Here is a 24,631-nt window from a genome sequence, read left to right on the forward strand (position 1 = left end):
GGGAGGAACTTTAGGGTTAAACGAGAATGATTGTTATCTTTCTGTTACACACCCTATTTTTCCTGAAGGACCACATCGGTCGGATTAACCTTCTTCGGCTTGATCAGGCTGAAGTCGATCAAGGCCTTTTGTGGGCGCATGTAGGGGTTGCCGATCATCAGCGGGCGCGGCGTGAAGCTGTCGCTCACGATGCTTTTGCTGCGGTCCAGCTCATTGAAACTCAGCCCGGCCAGGTCGGCCCAGGTGTGAATCAACTGCGAGCTGCTGTAGGGACGTTGCAAGTCGCCGGCAAACTTCCAGTCGTGGGTTTCACGCCATTTCGGTGAGGCGTAGGCCATGAACGGAATGGTGTACATCGGCGCAGTCGGCTTGCCTTCGTTACGTCCCAGGGTCGCGTGGCCCGCGGAGTCGAATACGTCTTCGCCGTGGTCCGACAGGTACAGCAGGAAGCCGTTGGGATCGGTCTTGGCGTAGTCCTTGATCAGGCTCGATACCACGAAATCGTTGTACAGCACGGCATTGTCGTAGCTGTTGTAGACGGGCAACTGATCGTCGCTGATCCCGGCCGGCACGCCCTGGCGATCGGTGAATTTATCGAAGGTCGGTGGGTAGCGGTACTGGTAGCTCATGTGGGTCCCGAGCAGGTGCACCACGATGAACTTGCGCTCGGCCGGATCGGCCAGGGCCTTGGAAAATGGCTCCAGCACATCGCCGTCGTATTGGCGGGCGTTCTGGTTGCGGTTGTTGTTCAGGTAGACCTGCTCGTCGGCCTGTTCGGAAAAGGTCGTGAGCATGGTGTTGCGCTTGGTCATGGTCTGTTGGTTGGTGATCCAGTAGGTCTTGTAGCCGGCCTGTTTCATCACGCTGACGATCGACGGCGTCTTCAGGTACAGGTCCGGGTTCTCCTCATCGGCGAAGGTCAGTACCTGTTGCAGCGCTTCGATGGTGTAGGGGCGCGGGGTGATAACGTTGTCGAACACCGCCAGTTGGTCGCGCAGCTTGTCCAGCTCTGGCGTGGTGTTGCGCGGGTAACCGTAAAGGCTCATGCGCTGGCGGTTGGTGGACTCACCGATGACCAGCACCAGGGTCGAAGGCTGGCCGGCCATGGTGTCCTTGAGGTTGGTCAAGGGCGGGATCTGGCTGGCGCTGTCGAGCATGCCTTGCATGTTGTCCAACTGTTCGGTGTAGCGGCGGTAGGCAACGATCATCTGCCAGGGCACGGCCGGTTCGATGCGCGATTCGAAGCGGTCGATGGCGTCGTCCATGGTGTCACTGCGGGCAATCTGCTTGACCAGCGGGTAGCCGATGATGGCCACGAGGATCGCCGTCGCCGCCACCAGCGCCTGGCCACGGGGCAAATACACCGGGCGTACACGGGTCCACAGGAAAATCGCCACGGCAGTGTGGGCAATAAACGCCAGCACGATCCACCAGGCGAAGTATTGGGTGGCGTACTCACCGGCTTCGGAAATGTTCGACTCGAACATGATGAAAATGACGCTTTGGGAAAATTCCTGCTGGTAGATGAAGAAATAACCCAGGCTGGCCATGGAACAGGCCCACAGCACCACGCCGATCAGTGCGGCGAGCAGGCGTGTACGACGGGGGAATACCAGCAGCGGAGCGAGCCATATCGCACTCATGAAGAAGGCTTGGCGAAAACCACTGAAGCCAGAAGTGCCGCTGAGTTGGATCAGCAGTTGGGTAATGCCGGAGAAATACCAGAAAAACAGGAACAACCAGCCAAGACCGGCCCAATCAAAGCCTTTCGCAGACTTGGTGCTGCGTTCGAACATCGCCATCCAGCGCTCCAACCCGGTAATTTGTCAGTTGACGCGCAGGACTGCGCGCAACAGAGGCCACCCTTGCATGGGGCGGCCCTTGAGGGCGGGAGTATCGGGAAGGGCATGTGAAAACTTTGTGAGATTTATGTAGCTGTTATCTTACAAAGTGATGACGGGCTCAGCAGAGCGCGGGCTGCGCACCGGAAGGCTGGTCAAGCTGGGCTTGAATGATATGAGCACGCAGGCGCATGACTTCCTGCTGCAGCTGTTCGCGTTCGTCTTTCAGCTGGCGCAACTCATCACGACGGATAGTGACGTAGAGGGTCTGTGGAGGACGGGTCATCTGTGCTGTGCTCATTGCTTACCTCGCAAATAGCCGGTGTGTCGCGGTGTGCCAGAACGCTTGAGTCGAGGTTCTCGGCAACAGTCGGAAGCAATTCTGAATTCTTTTTCACTTCAATGGAACTTTTTTATTTTTGGTGGTCGTGTGACTTTCGGTGCTGTGATGGTGAAACGATGGCAACTTTTTCCCATGAAACTACACGGATCTGCCCTGGACTAACCCTCATTAGCCTCATTGCGCTATAAACTATGTCACACATTTATTTAGTAGTTGGGAGCATCAGCACATGCAACTGGGGATTATCGGACTAGGCCGCATGGGCGGGAATATTGCACGGCGCCTGATGCTCAATGGGCATTCCACCGTTGTTTACGACCGTAACGAAGCATTTGTCAAAGGTTTGAGCGAAGAGGGCGCCACCGGCGTTGCCGACCTGAAGGCCCTGGTGGCCGGGCTGCAGAAACCGCGTGCCGTCTGGGTGATGTTGCCGGCAGGCGACCCCACCGAAAACACCATCAATGACCTCAGTGAGCTGCTGGAAGACGGTGACGTGATCATCGACGGCGGCAACACCAACTATAAGGATGACGTTCGTCGCGCCAAGGCGCTGGCGCAAAAGGGCCTGCATTATGTCGACGTCGGCACCTCCGGCGGCGTCTGGGGCCTGGAACGTGGCTATTGCATGATGATCGGCGGCGACACCGAGACCGTGCAACGCCTCGACCCGATCTTCGCTGCCCTGGCCCCGGGCCTGGGTAATATTCCGCGCACCAAGGACCGCTCCGCCAGCGCTGATCCACGCGCCGAGCACGGTTACATCCACGCCGGCCCAGCGGGCTCCGGGCATTTCGTCAAGATGATCCATAACGGCATCGAGTACGGGATGATGCAGGCGTTTGCCGAAGGGTTTGACATCCTCAAGACCAAGAACTCGGAAAACCTGCCCGAAGACCAGCGCTTCGACCTCAACGTTGCCGATATCGCCGAAGTCTGGCGCCGTGGCAGCGTGGTCTCGTCCTGGTTGCTGGACCTGACGGCCGACGCCCTGGCCACCGATCCTAAGCTGGACGGTTACTCCGGTTCCGTGGCCGACAGTGGCGAAGGCCGCTGGACCATCGAAGCCGCCATGGAACAAGCTGTTCCGGTGCCGGTACTGTCCACTTCGTTGTTCGCGCGGTTCCGCTCGCGCCAGCAGAGCACCTACGGTGACAAGATGCTGTCTGCCATGCGCTTTGGCTTTGGCGGCCACGTGGAGACTTCCAAAAAATGACCGCCAACGGCAAGAAACTCAAGGCCGAACCTGCTCCACCCACCACCCTGTTTCTGTTTGGCGCCCATGGCGACCTGGTCAAGCGCCTGCTGATGCCGGCGCTGTACAACCTCAGTCGTGACGGGCTGCTGGGCGATGGCTTGCGCATTGTTGGCGTTGATCACAACGCCATCAGCGATGCCGACTTCGCCAAGAAGCTTGAAGACTTCATTCGCACCGAAGCGGCCAGCAAGGTCAAGGGCAGTGGCGATAACGCCTTGGACCCGGCCTTGTGGGCACAGTTGGCCAAGGGCATCAGCTACGTCGAGGGCGATTTCCTCGACGACGGCACCTACGCGGATATCGGTAAGAAAATTGCCGACAGCGGCACCGGCAACGCGGTGTTCTACCTGGCCACCGCACCGCGCTTCTTCAGCGAAGTGGTGCAGCGCCTGGGCAGTGCCGGCTTGTTGACGGAAACCGAGGACAGTTTCCGCCGCGTGGTGATCGAGAAGCCGTTTGGTTCCGACCTGGCCACCGCCGAAGCGCTGAACGCCAGCCTGCTCAAGGTGATGAGCGAGAAGCAGATCTATCGCATCGACCATTACCTGGGCAAGGAGACGGTGCAGAACATTCTGATCAGCCGTTTCTCCAACGTGCTGTTCGAAGCGTTCTGGAACAACCACTACATCGACCACGTGCAAATCACCGCCGCCGAAACCGTCGGCGTGGAGACGCGCGGTAATTTCTTTGAAAAAACCGGCACCCTGCGCGACATGGTGCCCAACCACCTGTTCCAACTGCTGGCGATGGTGGCAATGGAGCCACCGGCAGCCTTTGGTGCCGACGCGGTGCGGGGTGAGAAAGCCAAGGTGATCGGTGCGGTACGCCCGTGGTCCCTGGAAGACGCACGCGCCAACTCGGTACGTGGGCAATACACCGCGGGTGAAATCGCCGGTAAGCCACTGCCCGGCTACCGCGAAGAAGCCAACGTCGCTCCCGACAGCAGCACTGAGACCTTCGTCGCCCTCAAGGTGATGATCGATAACTGGCGCTGGGTCGGCGTGCCGTTCTACCTGCGCACCGGCAAGCGCATGAGTGTGCGCGACACCGAGATCGTGATCTGCTTCAAGCCGGCGCCCTATGCGCAGTTCCGGGACACTGAGGTGGATGAACTCAAGCCCACCTACCTGAAAATCCAGATCCAGCCCAATGAAGGCATGTGGTTCGACCTGCTGGCGAAAAAGCCCGGGCCGACCCTCGATATGGCCAATATCCAGTTGGGCTTTGCCTACAAGGACTTCTTCGAAATGCAGCCGTCGACCGGGTACGAAACCCTGATCTACGACTGCATGACTGGCGATCAGACCTTGTTTCAACGTGCCGACAATATCGAGAACGGCTGGCGTGCAGTGCAACCGTTCCTCGATGCGTGGAAGGAAGACGATGGGATCCAGACCTACAAGGCCGGTGAAGATGGGCCAGCAGCGGCCGATGTGCTGCTGGCGCGCGATGGCCGCACCTGGCACTCGCTCGGATGAGTGATGCAGCGATTCATCCCATCCGTTTTATCCTCAGCGACGTGGACGGCACCTTGCTGCACCCGGATCACAGCCTGAGCCAGCGCACCGCCGATGCAGTGAGCGCACTGCGTGAGGCCGGGGTGGTTTTCAGCCTGGCCAGTGGGCGGCCGCCCAAGGCCATGCTGCATCTGATCGAGACATTCGGGATCGATGTGCCAGTGGCGGGCTTCAACGGTGGCACCTTGATCAACCCGGATGGCAGCATCCTGGTTGCCCACCACCTGCCGGCGGAGGCGGCGCTGGTGACTTTGGCGCTGTTCTCGGCTGAGCCGGATGTGGAAGTGTGGGTGTTTGCCGACGGTGACTGGCTGCGCCGTGACCCGCCAGGGCCGGTGGAACCACGCGAAGCCCATGGCCTGGGGTATGGGCCGGTGGTGGTGGAGAGTTTTGAGCCCTATCTGGATCGTATCGACAAGATCGTCGCGGCGAGCAACAACGCCCCATTGCTGGTGGCGTTGGAAGCGCAATTGCAGCCCAAGGTCCAGGGCTTGGCCCAGGTATCGCGTTCGCAGCCGATTTATCTGGATGTGACGGCGATGTTGGCCAATAAGGGCGAGGCGTTGAAGACGCTGGCAGCGCACCTTGGGGTGCCGCTGGAGCAGACGGCGGCCATCGGAGATGGCGGCAATGACCCGGCGATGTTTCAGGTGGCCGGGTTGTCGATCGCCATGGGGCAGGCGGAAGAAGCCGTCAAGCGCCAGGCCAGTGTGGTCACCGGCAGCAATGTCGAGGATGGCGCTGCTGAGGCCATCGAGCGGTTTATTCTCACGGCGCGATAAACGTCTTGAGTTTGATTGCGCAACTTGCGATCACTGTTTTGCAGTGATCGCAAGTTAACCGCCACTTACTTCGGCATGGCCCAGGACTGCAACTGGTAGCCATCTTTGTCGAGCTCGGCGCGGGCTTGCAACAGCAAGTCTTCCAATTGCGCCGGGTCGCTATAGGTATTCGACGACAGTTGTTTGCTGCCGATACGGGTATTGGTGCGGTCAATGACACTCAGGCTCAGGGCGCCGTTGCCATCGTGCCAGGCCACGCATTGAAAGGGCTGGAAAGCACGGTCTGCGATCAAAAGAGCTTCGTTGATGCGGAGCGGGGCGTTCATGTGGGTCTCTCTCTAAATGCCCATTCAAGTGAGTACCGGCGGTTGGGCTGACCGTGCGGCGGGTTACTTGTACTGATGCGCGAAGACGGGGTACGGGTCACATGTTAGAGCAACAAATTTTAACTTTTCCTGATTAGCATCATGTAAGCGGCTGTTTTGAAAGCTGAATGAAGGTTTTGCGTTAACGCAACTTTTAGCCGCTGAACAGACGGCATGGCTTTTTGCCCGCACTTATAGCGAAACGGTACAAGCGCGGCGTCAATATCTTGATAGTGTTAGTAGTAGCTTTCACAAACTATTGTTTCTAAATAACTTTAATAATTTTGACGCCAAGGATCAGTCATGGGTGTGCCCCTCGTCCAACGTCGTTTGCTCGTGGTTGACCCCTGTGACGACTGTCACGGATTGCTGCCCGGTTTGCGCACGGCGGGGTGGGATGTGGACAGCTGCACGCTGGAATCGGTGGGGGAGCGCTCCTGCGATGTCGGCCTGTTGCGCCTGCAGCCCTATCACCTGGAGCGGCCCGAAGCCGTCAAGGAGTTGATCAGCCGCAGCGGCACCGAGTGGATCGCCGTACTCAGTCAGGATGTGCTGCGCCTGCAGAATGTCGGTGACTTTGTCTGCGAATGGTTTTTCGACTTCCATACCTTGCCATTCGATGTGGCGCGGGTGCAGGTGACCCTGGGCCGCGCGTTTGGCATGGCGCGCCTGCGCGGCAAGGGCCACACCCCGGTAGATGAGGGGCATGAGCTGCTGGGTGACAGCCGACCCATTCGCGAGCTGCGCAAATTATTGTCGAAGCTGGCGCCCACAGAGTCCCCGGTATTAATCCGTGGCGACAGCGGCACCGGTAAGGAGTTGGTCGCCAAGACCCTGCACCGCCAATCCCAGCGCCATGCCAAGCCCTTTGTCGCGATCAACTGCGGCGCCATTCCCGAGCACCTGATCCAATCCGAGCTGTTCGGCCATGAGAAGGGCGCGTTTACCGGTGCCCATCAGCGCAAGATCGGGCGCATCGAAGCGGCGCATGGCGGCACCCTGTTCCTCGATGAGATCGGCGATTTGCCCATGGAGCTGCAGGCCAACCTACTGCGGTTTCTCCAGGAAAAGCAGGTCGAGCGTGTCGGCGGCAGCCAGCCGATTCCGGTCGATGTGCGGGTGCTGGCGGCCACGCACGTCGACCTTGAGGCGGCCGTTGCCAAGGGCACTTTCCGTGAAGACCTCTACTACCGGCTCAATGTGTTGCAGGTGGTCACCGCGCCGTTGCGCGATCGCCATGGTGATGTGGCGATGCTGGCCAACCATTTTTCGCGCTTCTACAGTCAGGAAACCGGGCGCCGCCCCCGCAGTTTCAGCGAAGATGCCTTGGTGGCCATGGGGCAACACCCTTGGCCGGGCAATGTGCGCGAGCTGGCCAACCGCGTACGCCGTGGCCTGGTGCTTGCCGAAGGACGGCAGATCGAAGCCGTTGATCTGGGATTGGAGGGCGAACAGGCAGTTTCGTCACCCATGGCTACACTGGAAGACTATAAGCACCGTGCCGAACGCCAGGCGCTGTGCGATGTGCTCAACCGGCACAGCGACAACCTGAGCGTCGCGGCCCGCGTACTGGGAATTTCCCGGCCGACATTTTACCGGTTGCTGCACAAACACCAGATCCGCTAGGGCGGGTAAACCGAAAAGCCCCGCAACGACCCTTATCGTTGCGGGGCTTTTCCTTGTGTGCCTATAGGCGTCGGCTTAGAAGTAATACGGGAATTTCAGGCTGAACGTAAAGTCCGGCGCATCATCTGTCATGCCAATCGCCAGGTTCGGCACGATGGTCAGGTTATCCGATGCCGCAATGGTCATGCCCACGTTGAAATAGCCGGCGTTGGCATCGCTGGACACCACCGATTGCCAGTCGCCGCCGTTGGGCTTGAGCCTGCTCTTGCGTTGCACCAGGTCTGACACCGAGAACGACATACTCATCTTCTCGTTGAGGGCGAAGGCCACGCCGACGCCGACCTGGAAGCTGTCGCCCAGGCTGACCTTGCCGCCGACCTTCTGGTTGACGTCGCTGCTGATGTCGCTGAACGATTCTTCGAAGTTATGGGTGTAGGACAGCGAGCCAAACAACACGGCTGGGTCGAAGGTTTTGACCAGGGAAATGCCCGGCGTGATCGACCAGACCCCGTTGCCGGTGGGCAGGCTTTCGGGCACGAACAGGTTGTCGTTGCCGGGGGTGTTGATCAGCTTGATACCAAACGGTTCTTTACCTGTGGGCGCCTTGACCCGCACCGATACCACCGCATCCGGCAGGGTGGGGGTTTCGTCGAGGAACTTGTAAGCCACGCCGAAGTTGACGTCGCCAATGGTCGGGTCGCGGGTCACTGACTGTTCCGACGTCGCCGTGCCGTTGTTGCCGGCACCGGCAGACTGGTAAGTCGACTCGCGGTACACCACCGGCACGTTCACGTCGAACTGCCAACGGTTATCGAGGTTGTAGCGCCCGGTCAGGTCCAGGGTCCAGTTATCGGACTTGATTCGGTCCAGGTTGATATTGCCGAGGAAAATCGAGTCCAGCGCCAGGAAGCCGTTGAGGGTCAACTGGCGGGCGTCGTAACGGGCATAGGTGACGCCGGTTTCAAAGCTGAACTTGCCATTGCCGAAAAAGCCGCTGGCTTCGTTATAGAGGTTACTTACGCTTTGCGCCGGGGCGGAGTCGTCCTTGAGGGACTGGCCGTAGGAGCTGCCGCCGCCGCCTCCCGCGCCACCGGATGCTGCTGCGGCACCCGTGCCCGCGACGGCGGTGCCGTTGGCTTTTTGAAAGTCTGCCGGGGACTTGGCCAGACGTTTGGGGGCCGGTGTGGCCGGTTGGTCTTCGACCTGACGCACGCGCTGCTCCAGCACGGCCAGCGCTTTTTGCTGCACTTCGTACCGCTGCTTGAGTTCCAGGAGTTCCTGTTTGAGGGTTTCGATGTCGCTATCTGGCGCTGCATACAGAACGGATGCGGGCAAGAGCGTACTTAAACAGATCACAGCACGGAGCGATAACGATCGATGCATGAAATAAGCCGTCCTTTTCTAATGCGTAAGTGTCGACGGTCAGCGTAGTTCAATAACCGAGAGTGCGTAGGGCTTTGAGTTGATCCAGATTGCAGTTCAATGCGCCGTTGTTCAAACCGTTGTTGTTCATCACTACGTTGAGTTGGGTCATGTTGTTGACGAAGTTAGTGTTGCCGGTCAGAACCGTGCCTTGCAGCACATTCCCACCACCGATCTGCTGCAGGCTGTTGCCCTGGTTGTGGTTGGCCTGGATCGCCATCTGCAAGCCACCGTTGTTGGCCGATACGCTCACGCGGCCTGCTGCGCTGTCACCGGTCACCGTACCGCCGGCGACCAGCACTTGCCCCGATTGCACGATGTTGGAGGGCGCAAAACCGTTCTCGACGGTGATGCCCACATTGTTATAGGCGGTGTTGCCATCGCCGGCGGTACGCACGCTTTGTGTCACACCCTGGCCGCTGCCCAGGCCGGCGCCGCCGGTGACCGTGCCGGTGCCGGTGTTCGGGTTCGTCCCGTTGCCGGTCGAGCCAGTGGTTTGTACGTAGAATTGCGGAGTGATGGTCGACGAATCGACCTGCATGCTGGCCTTGCCGGTGATGCTGTCACCCACGGCGTTGGTCCAGGTACTGCTCATGACAATGCCGAAGCTTATGATTCGCCCCGGCATCACGTAACGGCCGCGCAGGTCGGCCATTTCCGAATCCTTGAGTTCGATGGGTTTGAACCCCGATGAAGCATAAGCGGGCATTGAGGCTGCCAGACACAAGACCGTCAGCCAACGGGAAGTGTTCATCTGCTGCTCCTGGAGCGTCCTGCCCCTTATTGCGCCTCTTTAGAAGAAGTCGCTCTGGATGAAACCGAAATCCATCAGCTCTGCATCGCCTACGGGCCTGAACTCATTCAACTGGTTTTTGGCGGTCAGCGGTGTGGGCGGGTCGAGCAGGGCATTCGCCTTGTCATAACCTTCACCCAGCACGGCGAAGACGATGCCGTTCCAACCCTTGACGAAGTCGTCGTGTGAATAGCGTTTATGGCCGAGCACCGGGTCGCCGATATAGACCCAGTCCTTGTCCGCGCGCTGCAACACCACAAAGTGCTTGTAGCCACGAATCTCCAGCAGCACTACCACAGGGATCTTCACGGTCACCAACGTTTCTGGTCCGATCTTGTAGCCCCGGGCACGCATGCCGATGCTTTCGAGGTAGCGCTTCATGTCCAGCATGGAAAACCCCTGGGTACGTACCAGGTCCTGGTCTGCATTGACCAGCATGCCTTTGATGACGTGATCTTCGTCTACGTCCAGCCAATAGCCCTGGCGCAGAATGGTGGCGAGTGCCGCAGCACCGCAGCTGAAATCGGTTTTCTGTTCCACCAGGTTAGCGAACCGGCGCTCACGAATACTCTCGACCTTCTTGTAGATCACTGCACCGCCAGGCAGGGCTGAGATCGCCATGTTGCCTGCCCAGGTCGGGCCGGTGAGGAGCATCAGGAGGGTGAGGGTCGCGAGGCGCATGATCGTATGACCTGCTGGACACTGGAATAAAAAAGGGCCTTGTTGCCAAGGCCCCGTTGGATCAGAAGCGCACGCCGCTGGCGCAGACGCTGCAACCTTGACCGATCGACAGGCTGTTGCTGCCTTGGTTGCCCGAGCCGGATTGCAGGTTCACGCCCACGTTGCCGGAGTTGCGGTTAACCGAGTTGTCGAGGCTGGAGTTGTTGGACACGTACTGGGCTTTGCTGCCATGACCATACCCGTAGCTGGTAGCGGCAGTGTTCAGGTAGCTGTTGGCGAGCGAGTTTTGCTCGGTGTTGGCGGCCGCTGCGATGTTTTTGCCATCAGCGGTGGTGATTGCCAGGTTGTTTTTACCCTGGTTGCCTTGACCGGCTTGGCCGTTGTAACCCAGGTTGCCGGAGTTCCCGTTAAGGGAGTTGTCCGCGGAAGCGTTGTTTTGGGTGCCTTTGTTGACGAAGTTGTTCAGTGCGCTGTTTTGATTGACATCGACGACAGCGAATACGGTTGCGAAGTCACCTTTGGCACTGGAGATGGCGCCAGAGTTGTCTGCCTGGTTACCGCTGCCCGACTGAACGTTAACACCGGTGTTACCGCTGTTGCCGTTGACCGAGTTATCGGCAGAGGCATTGTTTTCGGTTTTGGTGTCATCGAACTTGTTGCCAACGCTGTTTTGTACATCGGTCACGACAGAGGCAACCACACCGGTTGGTTGAGGCGCAGGGTGCCAGCCACCACCTGCTTGAGCAGCAGCAGCCATGAGTGCAGCCAGAGCGAAAACCAGTGGTTTCAGAGCCATTTGAGGTTTCATGGTGTTTCTCCTTGCTTCTAATTAGTTGGTTAAGTGTTGGTACGGTCTAACTAGTGCTACCAAGCGTTTACTTGATAGTAATGCCTAGGGTGTTAGCCACTCGGTTCCCCACCCCGGCACTCTGGTTCACCTGAATCACTCCTCGGCTGCCTGTGAAGGCCTGGTCGCTTGTAACGACAAGGCGGCTGCCAGTGGTGGGGGTGAGCCCTGAGTCGGTTGCCAGCGTCGTCGTGTTCTGTTGCAACAGGACGCTGTCATCGATGCTTTGCGGGCCAGGATTGATGCTGATCCGCACGGCGTTGATTGATTGGTTATTGGCCCCGGCCGACTGGTTGATGCCCAGTACGCCGTTGCCGTTGGTAAAAGAGGTGCCCTGGATCGCTGCCTTTGCGTTCAGGGACGGGTCGACCTTGCCGTCGAGGCGCTGGATGTTGACGTTGGTGGCCTGGCCACCGAGCGCAATGGCACGGCTATTGGACATTTGTTGCTGGTTGCCGGCCGCCTGGTTGATCGACACGACACCTTCGTATTGTTTGCCGCTGTTGTTGATCACCGCGGTGTCGTCGGCGAATACCGGGGCGCTGGCCAACAGGGCGAGAACGAGCAGGGAGCGATTCATTATTTGCCCCCCAGCATGCTGCCGATGTTGTTCAGTGGCGCCATGCCGCGCTGGATCGAGTCGCTGATCTGGCCGCCCATGCTGCTGCCCGCACCGTGGCCGGCGGCGGTGCCAGCCCCCAGGGTGGACATGCTGTTCTGTGTGGCGTGCAGGCCGGTCAAGGTGCCGTTGGTCTGAACCGCACTGACGATGCTTGAGCCGCTGCTGATGCTGCCGATATCCATATCACTGAGCTCGCCAGTCGCACCGATGATGTCCCGGCTGGGATTGGCGTTGGCGGTGGTCGGGTAGGGGTCTTTACCAAAGGCGGCGCGGCCGTACATATGAGCTTGTACGTTGCGCCCGGTGACGATCACGCCGTCATCTGCAAAGCTTGGAACACTGATGCCCACGCTGAGTACACAGCTGATCAGCAGTATGTTCTTCGAACCTTGAGTGAGTGTGATCACGGCGGCATTCCTTATTCTTCGCGCTGACCCTAAACAGCGCTGTAAGGGATAGAGCAGAAGCCGTGCCGCTTTTTATTTGTCTTTGTTATTCAACGGGTTGGAGTTATTTGTGGGCGAAGTGATGTCACTGCTGTTTCATCGCTGAGACACCCGCCGTTCAGGTAGGCACCCACCGCCGTACCACAAACGATTCACCCCGCTGTATCAGCGCTGTAACACTGCGTATGACAAATCAATGAATCCGCCCAGCACGGGCGATCCAGCGGCGTCGAGTGTTTCAAAAATGGACACTGCGGGCGCAGGCACGCCCATGACGGTGGCTAACGCTCAGCCTTTGGGGGATTTACGTGGGATGGAATTGATGACTGGGTTGCCGTCCTTGTTCTGGGTCAAGTAGACCGGCAGAACCTTGGGCAGCGAGGGGATGAGGTTGTTGACCTCGGTGATGTTGTAGATGCCGCCGATACGAATCGCTCCGGTGCTGGCGTCTGCCAGCATCACCGGTTTGCTCAGGTAGCGGTTGATCAACGGCAACGCATCGGCCAAGGCCAGGTTGTCGAGGACCAGCTTGCCCTGGCGCCAGGCCAAGGCGGAGTCATTGGCGGGGATCGTTCTGACGCTCGGCGTGGCGTCGCCCTGTTGATAGCTGGCCTGCATGCCCGGAGTGAGGGGCACGCTGCCGTGTACCGAATCGCTGGCAATTTGCACCGAGCCTTCGAGCAACATCACGCGCACGTGGTCTTCATACTTCCAGACATTGAACCGGGTGCCCGTGACGCGCACCTGACCCGCCCCGGCATGCACGATAAACGGGTGCGCGCTGTCGTGGCTGACCTTGAAGAACGCCTCGCCCTTTTTCAGTGTGACTCGCCGCTGATCCTTGTAGTGGCTGTAGACCAACTCGGTGCCCAGGTTAAGCTCGACTTCGCTGCCGTCACCCAGGGTGACTTGGCGCAAGCCATTGGCTGCTTGGAACCGTTCATAGGAACTCGGCAGCCAGCCGGCCTCCCAGCCGGTAAAAGCGGCGAGGGGCATTGCGGTCAGGCAGATTGCTGCGGCCACCGCATAGGTGCGCAGCCGGCTGCGCGGCTTGAAGGGCACGGGCCGCGACGGGGTTTCAGGGCGGGGCAGGTGGTCGGCGACGTCCCAGACTTCCAGCATCGCTGCGTATTCAAAGGCGTGCAGCGGGTGGGAATCATGCCATTGCGCAAAAGCCTGACGTTCGTCCGCTGTGCAATCACTTGCGTGCATGCGCATGCACCAATGCGCGGCGGCGTCGGTGATGGCGTCATATTCGGTTTCTGAAACGGAATTTTCGCTCATTAACTCATCCTGATTTCGCACATTCTAACCTCCCGAGGTGGACGGCGAGAACAGGCGTCATGGCGATTGCACATCAATTGGAACTTATTCTCGTTTGTGGCTATCAGAACGCCGAGGACACGAGTCCGTCATTCCCACCAAGGAGTACGAAAATGCTGAAGAAAACCTTAGCCGCCCTGTGTGCAACCACCGCGCTGCTCAGCGCAGGCGCCGCCCTGGCCGACAAGCCCGGTGCGGGCTGGATCACCATCGAGAAAGCGATCGAAGTGGCCAAGACCAAGGCCGGGTACGTCGAGGTTTACGCCGCAGAAGCCGACGACAACGGCTATTGGGAAGTCAAAGGCCGTAAATCCGACGGCAGCGTGTATGAAGCCCGTGTCGATGGCGCTTCGGGCAATATCCTGCGTGACCAGAAAGACTGATGCACCCCGCCGGGAGCCTGCTCAGGCTCCCGCCTCCAGCGCCCGTCCGAGTTCGCTGATCAGATAGGTGACCGAATCCGCGTTGGCCAGAATCGTGTCGATACGTTTGTCGGCGTCACTCATGAAAATCTTCCTGGCGTGCGCGAGGGTCCGGGTACCGGTGGTACTCAGGACTTTATCCATCTGCATCTGGGTGCCGTAGTTCCGGCTGAAGTCCTCCCATTCTTCGGAGAATTCGTCCCATGTCTTGAACAACCGGTCGGCAGGCGTACGGATGGACAGCGCCGTTGCGCGAATATTGGCAAGCTCGGTCTTCATCAGTCTTACTGTGTGGTTGCCGACGTTCACCAGGTCCTGGAAAGGCCGCATGCTGTCCAGGTAAGCCAAGTCTTCGGTCAAGGACTTGATGTGGGTGATCTCATGGATCAACACGGTGGCTCGTGCATGGGCCGAGATGTCGAATGGCGTGTTCAAGTTGTTCTGATAGATATCCATCGACGGGTCGAAAAAGCGGTCCAGCAAGTAGATCTTGTGATCCGGGTCTTCGGGCACTACGAAGGCATAGTTGTTTTGCGCATCGTAGCGGTGGGTACCGCTGATAAAACGTTTTGAGTTGCGGCCGACCAAGCTCTGGTCGGTCAATCCATCGAGGACCTCATCGATGCGTCGTTCAACCCGTCGCGCTTGATCAGCAGTCATTGTGACGACGCCGAACAACTCGCCGAAAAACCGCCCGAGACGACTGTTGGGATCGCGCTGTGCGGCATAGTGCAGGAGGTTGCGTTTGCAGTTGACTGCATAATAGGTCGCGACGTTGAGCGCCTCATCAATGCACTGGGCCTTCCAGCTGGACAACGCGGCAATTTCCTCCATGCCCACCGCTTCGATGTTGATGGCGTCGCGTTCGGCTTTCAGGGTCGTGCGCTTGTCTAAATAGCGACTCAAAATTTTGCCGTAGCGCGGGTGATGCAGGTAGAGGTCCAGCGTCCACGCGCCCTCGGCGTCGTGCTGCACATACGGCCCCTTCAACTCGCCTGCACTCAGGCGCCAGCGGTCACCGGCTCTTTTCACTGAATACACTTTGCCCGCCAACGGCACGAAATGATGGGTATTGGTTTCATCCGCGTAGGGGTGAGTCGGCGTCCTGCGTTTCAGTTCATTCAAGGAAAAATCGTGGGTTTCAAACGGCTGCAGTTGGGTGCGCCATGGAGCCGTCATATCCAGCTGCGCCAGCGTAAGGGCGGCGGGTTGCGCGGGCTGGTCTTCCTTGACCTGGCTTTGCGTTGCCGGGACTTGCGGCAAGACGTTGTCCAACTCCTTGCGCAACGCTGCCAATTGCGCCACGCCACAGGCGAAAGCTCTGAGTGCGTGCTGCCAGCGGTGTTGCTGCAGGTCCTCGGCGGAGATTTTGAATTGCTGGTAGCTGCGCCAGACCATCAGCGGGTAGGCCAGCTTGCCGGCCATGAACTGCAAGCCCTTGGGGATACCCTCGCTGAGCACACTGGTGACCGCGTCCCACTGTGCCTCAGCCGCGTTGGAAAATTGCGAATCGAGCATCTGCATCAGCATCTCGACATTGTCCTGAAACAGCTGGAGCGACAGGTTGCCCTCGATGGGACGGGCGCCGAGACGGATTTCCGAAAGCCCACGGTTCCAGCGCTCGCGCAGCAAGTTGCGGTAGGTGGCTTGATGGGGTGCCTCCAATCGGCCGACGACCCAGTCTTGCAGTGCGCCTGGGGTCGTGAACTCTTGAATCAACGCCGCTTCATCGGTGTATTCCTTCAGTTGGTGTCTGGGGCTATAAGGCGCGTACAGGATCAGCGGGCCGACGCTGCCGGCCTTGGCACCGATCAGGTAGCAGCCCAGGGCTTTGACCAATTCCGCGCCTGTCGTGGCCATCAATTCAAGCGGGCGAATGACCGCAGTGACCCCTTCAACGGCGTTACGCGCCACGGCATCGGGCATGTCGAAGACTTGCCGGATGAGGCCCCAGGCCGACGCGGACAGCCGCTCATCGAGGGTTTGTTCGTGGGCGTGTTGCAGCACTTGCCAGGGCAGTTGCCGACAGAACAATTGGCGACGCTGGCGGGTATCGTCAGTGTTGCCTTTGAGGAGCGTGGTCAGGCGTTGCCGGTAGAGGTTCTTCAGCCCCACTTGTCGAACCAATTGCACCACCGCAGTGCCATCCAGTTCCGGCGGCAGCGCGGTGGCGGTGCGTGAGCGCGGCCGCAGGGTGTCGGCGCTCAGCTCCGGCAGGTGCCGCAGCGCGAAGTCCGTCAAGGTCTGAATGTTGCCCTCAAGGTCGATACGGCCGGGTATCAGCACGTTGTCCGGGTTGAGCAACTGCCCTGGGAAACGCGCATCGAGCAGGGTCGAGAGGGTCGTCCTGAGCAGGTCGCGAAGGGGCGTGATGCCGTGCAGGTAGTCGCGTTCGTCCGGGGCACTGATGCGGTACTGCTCAAGCAATTCGGCGTGCAGGATTTGCTCATGGGGTGGCGCCATGCCCAGCCATACCGGGAGTGCCTGCTGGGTGACCATAAGCTGGGCGATGGCAATGGCCCGCGGCAGGTTGGTCGCAGGTGCCCGTCGTATCAGGCTGTCCATGCAGTCCTGAAAGCGCGTTGCGTGCAGCCTCATCGAGAACACGTGGTCGATTTCGTCGCGGATGAACTCGCTGTAGGTCTGTTGTCGATTGTGCAGCAGGTCGTCGTCAATACGTTGCAATGGGCCCAACTGACACGCCTGATGGGGCACACGCTTGGAGGCCGGCAGATTTTCCATCAAGGGCAGGCGCTTGAGGGGGTCGTGCAAGCGCTGGCCCAGCGCCTCGCACAACACCTTGATCGACACAAACGCCTCAAAACCACTGCGCGGCGTCCACAGCAAGGCCATGCCTGAATGTGACGGGTCCGTACCGCCACGCTCGGTCAGGACAAAACAATTGGCCAGGGCGAGGGGGGCGGCAGATGCGCCGACGTTGAGGCTCAGGCCGAAGGCATCCGGGATGAACCCGTTCAGGCCGTGGCGGGTCAGGCGGGTCAGGCCGCCGGTCTGCAGCACACTGTCCAGCAGGGCGAAGCTCTCGGGGGCGAGGCTTTTGTGCAACCTGCGCAAGTGCGCTTCGCCGCTCAACCCTTGGAGCATGCCCAGGCTGATGTGCGCGCGGTTATTCTCCAGGAGCAGGTTGGGCAGCGTGCGCAGATCATTCTGGGTAAATGTGCTCAGGACACTGTTGATGACCGCATTGAAGGTATCGACCGTCAGGTTGTTCAACTTATACCTCGCCCCGGCGCTGGGCGGGCCGTAGAACCCAGTCCGGATGGACCCCTTGAGTGCCTCGGCTTGCCCGGCCAGGCGGGCAATGAAGTGCTCGACCATGCTCGTCGACGTTTGCGGCAGGCGCTCCTCACGCTCCAGGGCGGCAGTGGGAAAGGTATTGATGTAAGCCGCGTCGGCGCGCAGGTCCAGGCGTTTACGGCCCAGCTCTGCCTCCAGCGCATTGGCGACCAGGTCGCGAAACGTCAGATGTTGATTGCGTTCCACGGCCATGGCGGCCTCCACGGCCTGCAGTCGTTGCAGGTACAGCCTGGCCTTTTCGGCGAGGACTGTGGAAGGACGGCCATTGCCGCTGGTAACCGGATGGACGCTCCAGCGCCCGTCGGTTTCCTGCTCCAGCAGGCGACTGTCAAGCATGGTGCGTACGTCCAGGGCGCTGTCGAGCAGGGCGGCCAGGTCGACGCCGCCGGCGCTGCGCCGGTAAAGCCCCAGCGCGTACTCCAGGTTGTCGAGTTGCTTGGTGACAATGTCTTCGAGCATCTCCTGGAATACATCGCCGGCCAAGGGTTTGCCGGTCACTTGTATGTGCTCCATGCCGACGAAGACACTGCGTTCCTCCACGGACAGGAAGTTGAGCAGTTCATCTTCGTGTCCAACGGCCTTGAGCATGGACAGCAGGGCATCGTTGAGGTCGTTGAGGTCGGCGAGCACTTGCACGCCGCGTGTCTGGGTGTAGAGATAAGCCTTGGAATTGCTGATCATCAGGGTGCTGGCCAGATCGACATAATGTTGAAAGGGCGCATGCACTCGCACTTTCTCGATACTCAGGTGTTTGTCGAAGGCGCTGCGCGCGGCCTGGTCCACAAGGAACAGGGCACGCAGTGTGCGGCTTTCATCGGTGGACAGGATCCAGGCCTGGTGCTTGAAGAGCAGGTCGGCGCGGAACTTGTCGCTCATGACCCGCGCAAAGAACTGCAGGCGCGACTGGCTGCCGTCGAAGTCCTCGTTCCAGTAGGTTTGCAGCAGGCTGCTCAATAATCTTGAAAGAATGCCGCTGGTTTGTTCGACGACGCTGTCCCAACGCTGCTGGTCCTGGGCCAGTTGTTCTGGCGTGAAGGCGCGGGTGTCATGAGCGCTATTGAAGAATGTATGGGTCTGGCCCACCGGCCAAGCCTGCTGCAGGTAAAACCGCAACAAGGCATCGCGCAGAGGTTCGCTGGCGACCCAATTGCCGTCGGCAACCGTGAACGAGTTCACCCGCGTGTCACCTTGTTTAAGGCCTCGGAAGTAGGTATGGGCCATGATCCCGAGCAAGGTGTCGAGCATCGCCGGGAGGCTGGGGAGCTTGCGCAGTTCGGCCAGCATCGCCGCCACATTTTTTTGCTGGCCAGCCAGTATGGCCTGCTCCTGGTCCTCCATCACCGCCCCCAGGATCACGGCGCTGGTCACCGAGAGGTGCGCACTTGCCGGCAGTGCGTCACGCTCGCCAATGGCCAGAAATTGCAGCAAAACCTTGCGCTGGTCGGGCTGGTTCAGGCGCGCTTCGACTTCATTGATCAAGGCGTCGTGGCTGTCGAACAGTTCGAGGCCGCCATAAGGCGTGTAGAGCACAGCCCTTGCTTCGTCCGGCGTCGGGCTCATCATGAACGCCCCGGCCAGCGGGATCTCCGGCTCGCCACTGGGGTTGGCCAGCAACCGCTCCACGCACATGGGATAACCGTGCACCGCAGAGTCCTGGCGTGCCGCGTCGGTAGCGTAGTACAGCGAGTGCAGCCAATTGAGATCCTTGAGTGTGAATCCCAGCGTACGCTCCCGCGAGGTCAGGACCTTGTGCCTGTCCGGGAGCATGAGTTCATCGAAAAAGTACGGCGGGGTGACGTTCGCCATGGGGCATTCTCCAGCGTTGCGGCGGCTATGAGGCCTCAATCTAGATGCGCGTACGCTGGGTTTGGCAGTACATAGCTGGGACGGATGTGCGGCGCCCGTTGACAGCAGGCACGGCAGGCGTTGTTTAATCATCGGCCTGGATTGTTGTTGTCTCTTCCAATTATAAAATCGGAGCTACAGATGTCTGCCCAGTCCCCGATAGTTGACAACGCGACAACGCTCATCGGTTTCAACGAACTGGTGGAGTTACTGCACGCGGTGTTTGTAAAGCACGGCACGTCGCCGCAAGTGGCGGCGATCCTGGCGCGCAATTGCGCCAGTGCCGAGCGCGATGGCGCCCATAGCCATGGCATTTTCCGCATCCCCGGTTATCTCAGCACGCTGGCCAGTGGTTGGGTCAATGGCAAGGCCACGCCGACGGTCACCGACGTGGCCTCCGGCTTCGTGCGGGTGGACGCCGGCAACGGTTTTGCCCAGCCAGCCCTTGAAGCGGCGCGCGCGCTACTGGTGCAAAAGGCCCGCAGCGCGGGGATTGCGCTGCTGGCGATTCATAACTCCCATCACTTTGCCGCCCTCTGGCCGGATGTCGAGCCCTTCGCCGAGGAGGGGCTGGTGGCTCTGAGCGTGGTCAACAGCATGACGTGCGTGGTGCCCCATGGCGCCGACCGACCGCTGTTCGGCACCAACCCCATCGCCTTCGCTGCACCGCGTGCGGACGGCCTGCCGATTGTCTTCGACTTGGCCACCAGCGCGATTGCCCACGGCGATGTGCAGATTGCCGCGCGCAAAGGCGAACGTTTGCCTCCGGGCATGGGGGTGGACAGCCTCGGCCAGCCCACCACCGACCCCAAGGCCGTACTGGAAGGCGGTGCGCTGTTGCCGTTTGGCGGCCACAAGGGGTCGGCGTTGTCGATGATGGTCGAGTTGCTGGCGGCGGCCTTGACCGGCGGTAATTTCTCCTTCGAATTCAACTGGGCCGATCACCCAGGCGCACGCACGCCCTGGACCGGGCAGCTGCTGATTGTGATCGACCCGAGCAAAACCGCCGGGCAAAGCTTTGCCGAGCGCAGCCAGGAACTGGTGCGGCAGATGCATGCGGCAGGGTTGCGGCGTTTGCCGGGAGACAGACGTCATCGCGCACGCGCGAAGTCGTTGGAGGAGGGGGTTGTGGTCGATCTGGATGCGCTGAACCAGCTGCGGGACTGGGCTATCTGACCTCGCCGGTAGATCAGCACTGCACAAATCGGTAGCAGCCGCCAAGCCTTGGCGAGGCAGCTGCTACGGGATTACGGGGTTACGGGACTGAAGGTTTCAGTTCCGGCGACCCAGCAGCAGGCCCACTACCAGGCCGAAGCCTGCAGAAATGGCCACGGTCTGCCATGGATGGCCACCGATATAGGTTTCGGTAGCGTCCACTACTGGCTTGCTGCGCTCGCGCACGCTGGAGACCGAATCCAGTGCCTGCTTGAGTTTGATCGCAACCTGCTCACGCAGGGTTTCGCCTTCTTCGCCCACCAGGGAAGCGCTGCTCTTGAGCAGTTTTTCCGACTCTTCGATCAGCGCCGTCAGCTCACTGAATGCTTGATCCTTGATTTGCTCTTCGACGGCTTGGGCGGCAGTTTTGCGGGCCATGGGTGTGACTCCTTGCGAGTGAATGGGACAGTGAACAATGGAGTGTCAGGCGCTGGCAAAAGTTGCAGTTTTTTTGCCGGGCAGGCACTGGTGAGTAAAATCCGAATCCGGAAAAATCGGCCTACAGTGTAAGATGTCGCCTATTTGTACAGCAGGAATTTCAACATGAGCTTCAATCTCGCCAACAAGACCCTCGCCGAACGCGCCGAGCTGGAAGATGAAAAGTCCCGCCTCTACGACCTGTGGCAAACCAACCTGGGCAAGGCCAAGGGCGAAGCCGCGCGGTTGTTCGGTGAGCGCGCCAAGCGCAAGGGCAAGTGGTCCGAATGGGTGCGCGCCGAACTCGACGGCATGTCGCCACCGGAGTTTTCCAACATGGTGCGCAGTGAAGTCAACAAACTGATGGCGGCGGCGAAGTAAAGCTGGCGGCAATCGCCTCGCGTACTTTAAGCAACATCGGATCAAGCTGGGCCTGGGTGCGCCAGCCCAGCTCCACCGGGTAGCGCGGCAGTGCCAGCGGGCAGGGCAGTACCCGCAGGCCGGTCATCGCGGCAATGGCCTGCGCCGCATGCCCTGGAATGGTTGCCACCGCCTGGCTGTCCTTGAGCAGAAAAGGCAGCGCGGCAAAGTGGCTGGTCGAGGCGCACACCTGGCGGCTCAGTCCGTGCGCCGCCAACCCCTCGTCGGTGATGCCGATAAACCCCCCTGACGACACCAACACATGCTCGCGGCTGACAAATTCATCCAGGCTGATGCTGTCCTGATCCTGCGCCAGGCTGCGTGGGTCCACGAGGCAGCGATAATCCCCTTCTCCCAATACATGGCGACTCAAGCGACTTTGCGCAAAGCCGCCGGCGGTGATCGCCAGGTCCAGGCTGCGGTCGAGCAGGGCAGCAGCAACGATCTGACTGTGGGTCTGGCGGAAGATCACCCGCAGTTTTGGCAGGCGCTGGGCGATGGCGTCCATCAGGAGGCGGCCATAGGCAATCTCGAAGTCATCGGACAGGCCCACCACCACCGACCGGCCTTGATAGTTCGAGTTGTCCGGGTTGACCATCGCCAGGCTCTGTCGGCAACGCGCCAGCGCCTCGCTGATCACCGGTTTCAATTGGTTGGCTCGCAGCGTGGGCGCCAGGCCACGGCCAGTGCGCACGAACAGTTGGTCGCCATAGACGTCACGCAAACGGCGCAAACCTGCACTGATGGCCGACTGCGTGACGCCCAGGCGCAACGCTGCGCGGCTGGCGCTGGACTCATCGTGCAGGGCTTCGAAGGTTTTCAGCAGGTTCAGGTCGACCTGGGCGATATTCATTTGGCTCATATCATTCAGCACTGAGGTGGGCTTTATTCATGATCGAGCCTGGCAGGAGAATGGGCAACCCCCCCTTATTCGGAGTGATCGTGATGCCAGTTTCCACTGTGGCAGCCCTGCAAATCGGTTCCCTGCCTGGCGGCAAGGCCGACACCCTGGCGCAAATCCTCGGCTATGAACCCGAGATCCTGCGCAGTGGCGCGCACTTGGTGGTGATGCCCGAAGCGCTGCTCGGTGGCTATCCCAAAGGTGAAGGTTTTGGTACCCAATTGGGCTATCGCCTGCCCGAAGGCCGCGAAGCCTTTGCCCGGTATTTCGCCAACGCCATCGATGTGCCGGGCGCCGAGACCGAGGCGCTGGCCGGCCTGTCGGCACGTACCGGAGCCAGCCTGGTACTGGGCGTGATCGAGCGCAGTGGCAGCACCCTGTATTGCACCGTGCTGTATTTCGAACCGTCGGGCGGCCTGGTGGCCAAGCACCGCAAGCTGATGCCCACCGGCACCGAACGGCTGATCTGGGGCAAGGGTGACGGCTCGACCTTGCCGGTGATCGACTCAGCGGTAGGGCGTATCGGCGGTGCGGTGTGCTGGGAAAACATGATGCCGCTGCTGCGCACCGCGATGTACGCCAAAGGCGTAGAGGTGTGGTGCGCGCCGACGGTGGATGAACGCGAGATGTGGCAGGTGAGCATGCGCCATGTGGCGCATGAAGGACGCTGCTTTGTGGTCAGCGCATGCCAGGTGCAGGCCTCGCCCGAGGCACTGGGCATCGAGGTTGCCAACTGGCCTTCGGAACGCCCGTTGATCGCCGGCGGCAGCGTGATCGTCGGCCCGATGGGCGACATCCTGGCCGGGCCGCTGCTGGGGGAGGCCGGGCTGCTGACGGCGCAGATCGACACCGATGACTTGGTGCGAGCGCGGTACGACTATGACGTGGTGGGGCATTACGCCCGCCCGGATGTGTTCGAGCTGGTGGTGGATGAGCGCGCCAAGCCAGGTGTGCGCTATATCACCGACTGAAACCCGGTCGAACGGTTTCGGTCGACCGCATTCCTGTGGCGAGCGGGCTTGTCCCGCGTTGGGCTGCGCAGCAGCCCCGAAACCAGGCGCAGAGGAGTGCCTGATACACCATATTTGTCTTCAGCAGGGGGGCTTCGCACCCCAACGCGGGACAAGCCCGCTCGCCACAGAGGTCCCAGTTTGCTGCGCGCCAGCGCTACGTCGAAGAGGTAGTGGGACCTCCCACCTTTGGCCCTCAGCGTTTGAGGGCTTGGTTTTCCAGCCATTCCTCGCGGGTCATTTCCCAGATATCCCGCGGGAAAGTGCCTTCTACAAACTCACCTTCATCCGTCCTGATCAAACGCATGCCCGTACGCTCGGAAATACGCCGCGAGCCCAGGTTTGGCGCCGCCTTGGGCACCCTCAGCACGGGGCGCTTGAGCACGCCGAACCAGTAGTCGGTCACCGCCGCGCTGGCTTCGGACATCAAACCTTGTCCTTGCCAGTGCGGCCCTAGCCAGAACCCCCGGTTGTTGTCCTGCTCGTCCATCAAGCTGACGTTACCAATCAACTGTTCAGGCGCGCTTTTCAGGCGCAGGGACCAATGCCATTCCTCGCCACGGACCATGGCGGGCAGGGCGATGTGCTCCAGATAGGAACGGGCGCCGTCGGCCGGGTAGGGCCACGGCACCAGGGCGTTGAGGTAACGCACCACGTCCCAATGCGCGAATTGCTGCTGGATCCCTTCGGCATCGTCCAGCGTCAGCGGGCGCAGGATCAGGCGTTCGGTGAAGAGTGTCGGTTGCATGGGGTCATTACCAAGTCGCGGCATTGGGCAAGTCCAGCGTGCCACGGTCCACAAAGCGCATCGTGCCGAACAGGCCGCCCGCCAATTTACCCCGCAGCACGTAGGGCAGGTTGTTGAGGCTCTGGGTCTGGCTCAGGCCCAAGGTCTGGCGCAGCACGGAAAACGCCGAAACGCTCACCGGCACCATCAGCACGCTCTCGGAAAAACGCGGGATGCTGCCGCGCTGGTCACTCACCCCCGATGCCAGCGGCCGGCCATTGACCTCCAGGTCGAGGGCCACGCCGTTGTAGTCGATCGCCGTTTCATTGGGGTTCTGCACCCGCAGTTTCACGGCGAAGCGCACTTCCAGGTCCTGGCTTTGCAGCGGCTCGATGCCCACCACGTTGATATTCACCGGGTCGCGGTTGGGGAACAGCGCGCAGGCGCTCAAGGTCAGCAGCAACAGCGATAGAACCATGAGCTTGCGCATGCA

23 protein-coding genes are annotated in these 24,631 nt (G+C 60.3%); 8 read left to right on the forward strand and 15 right to left on the reverse strand.

The window, feature by feature from the left end:
* Window positions 1–53: 53 nt before the first annotated feature.
* A complete protein-coding gene (locus tag J1G35_RS20240; RefSeq protein WP_053135041.1) occupies window positions 54–1,802 on the reverse strand; it encodes a phosphoethanolamine transferase CptA in 1,749 nt (582 codons plus the stop codon).
* A 160-nt stretch (window positions 1,803–1,962) separates the two neighbouring features.
* On the reverse strand, window positions 1,963–2,142 hold the full coding sequence (locus J1G35_RS20245) for a DUF6026 family protein (RefSeq protein ID WP_256243920.1): 180 nt from the start codon (window positions 2,140–2,142) through the stop codon (window positions 1,963–1,965).
* A gap of 226 nt (window positions 2,143–2,368) precedes the next feature.
* On the opposite strand from J1G35_RS20245, the gene gnd reads away from it, so the two are divergent.
* The 3 genes from gnd to J1G35_RS20260 are packed head-to-tail and all read left to right on the forward strand — an operon-like array spanning window position 2,369 to window position 5,738.
* The gene (gene gnd / locus J1G35_RS20250) at window positions 2,369–3,397 is read left to right on the forward strand and encodes a phosphogluconate dehydrogenase (NAD(+)-dependent, decarboxylating) (RefSeq protein WP_347709465.1); all 1,029 of its coding nucleotides are present in this window, start codon (window positions 2,369–2,371) and stop codon (window positions 3,395–3,397) included.
* Window positions 3,394–4,917, forward strand: a complete 1,524-nt coding sequence (gene zwf / locus J1G35_RS20255; RefSeq protein ID WP_053135047.1) for a glucose-6-phosphate dehydrogenase — start codon at window positions 3,394–3,396, stop codon at window positions 4,915–4,917. Before gnd ends, zwf begins: the two co-directional genes overlap by 4 nt.
* Entirely contained in the window at window positions 4,914–5,738 is an 825-nt protein-coding gene (locus tag J1G35_RS20260; RefSeq protein ID WP_053135051.1) for a Cof-type HAD-IIB family hydrolase, read from the forward strand. Before zwf ends, J1G35_RS20260 begins: the two co-directional genes overlap by 4 nt.
* 65 nt (window positions 5,739–5,803) lie before the next feature.
* Here the strand turns inward: J1G35_RS20260 and J1G35_RS20265 are convergent, their stop codons facing one another.
* On the reverse strand, window positions 5,804–6,064 hold the full coding sequence (locus J1G35_RS20265; RefSeq protein ID WP_032887053.1) for a hypothetical protein: 261 nt from the start codon (window positions 6,062–6,064) through the stop codon (window positions 5,804–5,806).
* 342 nt (window positions 6,065–6,406) lie between these two features.
* Here J1G35_RS20265 and J1G35_RS20270 point away from each other — a divergent pair, with 342 nt between their 5' ends.
* A complete protein-coding gene (locus J1G35_RS20270; RefSeq protein ID WP_053135054.1) occupies window positions 6,407–7,729 on the forward strand; it encodes a sigma-54 dependent transcriptional regulator in 1,323 nt (440 codons plus the stop codon).
* A gap of 75 nt (window positions 7,730–7,804) precedes the next feature.
* Here J1G35_RS20270 and J1G35_RS20275 read toward each other — a convergent pair whose 3' ends face one another.
* The 7 genes from J1G35_RS20275 to J1G35_RS20305 all read right to left on the reverse strand — a co-directional run bounded on the left by J1G35_RS20275 (window position 7,805) and on the right by J1G35_RS20305 (window position 13,824).
* Window positions 7,805–9,112 (reverse strand): hypothetical protein, encoded by a 1,308-nt coding sequence (locus J1G35_RS20275; RefSeq protein ID WP_053135057.1) that lies wholly within the window; start codon window positions 9,110–9,112, stop codon window positions 7,805–7,807.
* Window positions 9,113–9,161: 49 nt separating this feature from the next.
* The gene (locus tag J1G35_RS20280) at window positions 9,162–9,905 is read right to left on the reverse strand and encodes a hypothetical protein (protein WP_053135060.1); all 744 of its coding nucleotides are present in this window, start codon (window positions 9,903–9,905) and stop codon (window positions 9,162–9,164) included.
* 39 nt (window positions 9,906–9,944) lie between these two features.
* Window positions 9,945–10,625: a C39 family peptidase gene (locus tag J1G35_RS20285; RefSeq protein ID WP_053135063.1), complete on the reverse strand. Its 681-nt coding sequence runs from the start codon at window positions 10,623–10,625 to the stop codon at window positions 9,945–9,947.
* Window positions 10,626–10,686: 61 nt separating this feature from the next.
* Window positions 10,687–11,433: a hypothetical protein gene (locus tag J1G35_RS20290; RefSeq protein WP_053135066.1), complete on the reverse strand. Its 747-nt coding sequence runs from the start codon at window positions 11,431–11,433 to the stop codon at window positions 10,687–10,689.
* 67 nt (window positions 11,434–11,500) lie between these two features.
* Entirely contained in the window at window positions 11,501–12,052 is a 552-nt protein-coding gene (locus J1G35_RS20295) for a hypothetical protein (protein WP_053135070.1), read from the reverse strand.
* Entirely contained in the window at window positions 12,052–12,501 is a 450-nt protein-coding gene (locus tag J1G35_RS20300) for a hypothetical protein (protein ID WP_053135073.1), read from the reverse strand. Before J1G35_RS20300 ends, J1G35_RS20295 begins: the two co-directional genes overlap by 1 nt.
* A 327-nt stretch (window positions 12,502–12,828) precedes the next feature.
* The gene (locus tag J1G35_RS20305) at window positions 12,829–13,824 is read right to left on the reverse strand and encodes a FecR family protein (RefSeq protein WP_223015842.1); all 996 of its coding nucleotides are present in this window, start codon (window positions 13,822–13,824) and stop codon (window positions 12,829–12,831) included.
* Window positions 13,825–13,976: 152 nt separating this feature from the next.
* Here J1G35_RS20305 and J1G35_RS20310 point away from each other — a divergent pair, with 152 nt between their 5' ends.
* Complete coding sequence (locus tag J1G35_RS20310; protein WP_053135078.1) at window positions 13,977–14,246, forward strand: PepSY domain-containing protein; 270 nt, start codon at window positions 13,977–13,979, stop codon at window positions 14,244–14,246.
* A gap of 21 nt (window positions 14,247–14,267) precedes the next feature.
* Here J1G35_RS20310 and J1G35_RS20315 read toward each other — a convergent pair whose 3' ends face one another.
* A complete protein-coding gene (locus J1G35_RS20315) occupies window positions 14,268–19,409 on the reverse strand; it encodes a DUF6543 domain-containing protein (RefSeq protein ID WP_223015843.1) in 5,142 nt (1,713 codons plus the stop codon).
* A gap of 180 nt (window positions 19,410–19,589) precedes the next feature.
* Here J1G35_RS20315 and J1G35_RS20320 point away from each other — a divergent pair, with 180 nt between their 5' ends.
* A complete protein-coding gene (locus tag J1G35_RS20320; protein ID WP_223015844.1) occupies window positions 19,590–20,624 on the forward strand; it encodes an Ldh family oxidoreductase in 1,035 nt (344 codons plus the stop codon).
* A gap of 96 nt (window positions 20,625–20,720) precedes the next feature.
* Here the strand turns inward: J1G35_RS20320 and J1G35_RS20325 are convergent, their stop codons facing one another.
* On the reverse strand, window positions 20,721–21,041 hold the full coding sequence (locus tag J1G35_RS20325) for a DUF883 family protein (protein ID WP_053135087.1): 321 nt from the start codon (window positions 21,039–21,041) through the stop codon (window positions 20,721–20,723).
* Between the two features lie 165 nt (window positions 21,042–21,206).
* On the opposite strand from J1G35_RS20325, the gene J1G35_RS20330 reads away from it, so the two are divergent.
* A complete protein-coding gene (locus J1G35_RS20330; RefSeq protein WP_053135090.1) occupies window positions 21,207–21,461 on the forward strand; it encodes a hypothetical protein in 255 nt (84 codons plus the stop codon).
* Here the strand turns inward: J1G35_RS20330 and J1G35_RS20335 are convergent.
* Window positions 21,433–22,353: a LysR family transcriptional regulator gene (locus J1G35_RS20335; RefSeq protein WP_223015845.1), complete on the reverse strand. Its 921-nt coding sequence runs from the start codon at window positions 22,351–22,353 to the stop codon at window positions 21,433–21,435. The genes J1G35_RS20330 and J1G35_RS20335 overlap by 29 nt on opposite strands.
* A gap of 92 nt (window positions 22,354–22,445) precedes the next feature.
* On the opposite strand from J1G35_RS20335, the gene J1G35_RS20340 reads away from it, so the two are divergent.
* A complete protein-coding gene (locus tag J1G35_RS20340; RefSeq protein ID WP_053135096.1) occupies window positions 22,446–23,372 on the forward strand; it encodes a carbon-nitrogen hydrolase family protein in 927 nt (308 codons plus the stop codon).
* A gap of 235 nt (window positions 23,373–23,607) precedes the next feature.
* On the opposite strand, the gene J1G35_RS20345 is transcribed toward J1G35_RS20340, so the two are convergent.
* Together J1G35_RS20345 and J1G35_RS20350 are read right to left on the reverse strand one after the other, a co-directional pair.
* Window positions 23,608–24,159, reverse strand: coding sequence for a GNAT family N-acetyltransferase (locus tag J1G35_RS20345; RefSeq protein WP_223015846.1), 552 nt, complete (start codon window positions 24,157–24,159; stop codon window positions 23,608–23,610).
* 7 nt (window positions 24,160–24,166) lie between these two features.
* Entirely contained in the window at window positions 24,167–24,628 is a 462-nt protein-coding gene (locus tag J1G35_RS20350) for an LEA type 2 family protein (RefSeq protein WP_223015847.1), read from the reverse strand.
* Between the last annotated feature and the right edge of the window lie 3 nt (window positions 24,629–24,631).

It is taken from the genome of Pseudomonas sp. SH10-3B (assembly GCF_019891415.1).
Taxonomy (GTDB): domain Bacteria; phylum Pseudomonadota; class Gammaproteobacteria; order Pseudomonadales; family Pseudomonadaceae; genus Aquipseudomonas.

Coding starts and splice junctions, on each gene's coding strand:
- J1G35_RS20320 (WP_223015844.1), top strand. CDS start 19,590: ATGTCTGCCCAGTCCCCGATAGTTGACAACGCGACAACGCTCATCGGT.
- J1G35_RS20325 (WP_053135087.1), bottom strand. CDS start 21,041: ATGGCCCGCAAAACTGCCGCCCAAGCCGTCGAAGAGCAAATCAAGGAT.
- J1G35_RS20350 (WP_223015847.1), bottom strand. CDS start 24,628: ATGCGCAAGCTCATGGTTCTATCGCTGTTGCTGCTGACCTTGAGCGCC.
- J1G35_RS20270 (WP_053135054.1), top strand. CDS start 6,407: ATGGGTGTGCCCCTCGTCCAACGTCGTTTGCTCGTGGTTGACCCCTGT.
- J1G35_RS20345 (WP_223015846.1), bottom strand. CDS start 24,159: ATGCAACCGACACTCTTCACCGAACGCCTGATCCTGCGCCCGCTGACG.
- J1G35_RS20305 (WP_223015842.1), bottom strand. CDS start 13,824: ATGAGCGAAAATTCCGTTTCAGAAACCGAATATGACGCCATCACCGAC.
- J1G35_RS20260 (WP_053135051.1), top strand. CDS start 4,914: ATGAGTGATGCAGCGATTCATCCCATCCGTTTTATCCTCAGCGACGTG.
- zwf (WP_053135047.1), top strand. CDS start 3,394: ATGACCGCCAACGGCAAGAAACTCAAGGCCGAACCTGCTCCACCCACC.
- J1G35_RS20310 (WP_053135078.1), top strand. CDS start 13,977: ATGCTGAAGAAAACCTTAGCCGCCCTGTGTGCAACCACCGCGCTGCTC.
- J1G35_RS20340 (WP_053135096.1), top strand. CDS start 22,446: ATGCCAGTTTCCACTGTGGCAGCCCTGCAAATCGGTTCCCTGCCTGGC.
- J1G35_RS20315 (WP_223015843.1), bottom strand. CDS start 19,409: ATGGCGAACGTCACCCCGCCGTACTTTTTCGATGAACTCATGCTCCCG.
- J1G35_RS20245 (WP_256243920.1), bottom strand. CDS start 2,142: ATGAGCACAGCACAGATGACCCGTCCTCCACAGACCCTCTACGTCACT.
- J1G35_RS20335 (WP_223015845.1), bottom strand. CDS start 22,353: ATGAATATCGCCCAGGTCGACCTGAACCTGCTGAAAACCTTCGAAGCC.
- J1G35_RS20290 (WP_053135066.1), bottom strand. CDS start 11,433: ATGAAACCTCAAATGGCTCTGAAACCACTGGTTTTCGCTCTGGCTGCA.
- J1G35_RS20240 (WP_053135041.1), bottom strand. CDS start 1,802: ATGGCGATGTTCGAACGCAGCACCAAGTCTGCGAAAGGCTTTGATTGG.
- J1G35_RS20280 (WP_053135060.1), bottom strand. CDS start 9,905: ATGAACACTTCCCGTTGGCTGACGGTCTTGTGTCTGGCAGCCTCAATG.
- J1G35_RS20275 (WP_053135057.1), bottom strand. CDS start 9,112: ATGCATCGATCGTTATCGCTCCGTGCTGTGATCTGTTTAAGTACGCTC.
- J1G35_RS20295 (WP_053135070.1), bottom strand. CDS start 12,052: ATGAATCGCTCCCTGCTCGTTCTCGCCCTGTTGGCCAGCGCCCCGGTA.
- J1G35_RS20330 (WP_053135090.1), top strand. CDS start 21,207: ATGAGCTTCAATCTCGCCAACAAGACCCTCGCCGAACGCGCCGAGCTG.
- J1G35_RS20285 (WP_053135063.1), bottom strand. CDS start 10,625: ATGCGCCTCGCGACCCTCACCCTCCTGATGCTCCTCACCGGCCCGACC.
- J1G35_RS20265 (WP_032887053.1), bottom strand. CDS start 6,064: ATGAACGCCCCGCTCCGCATCAACGAAGCTCTTTTGATCGCAGACCGT.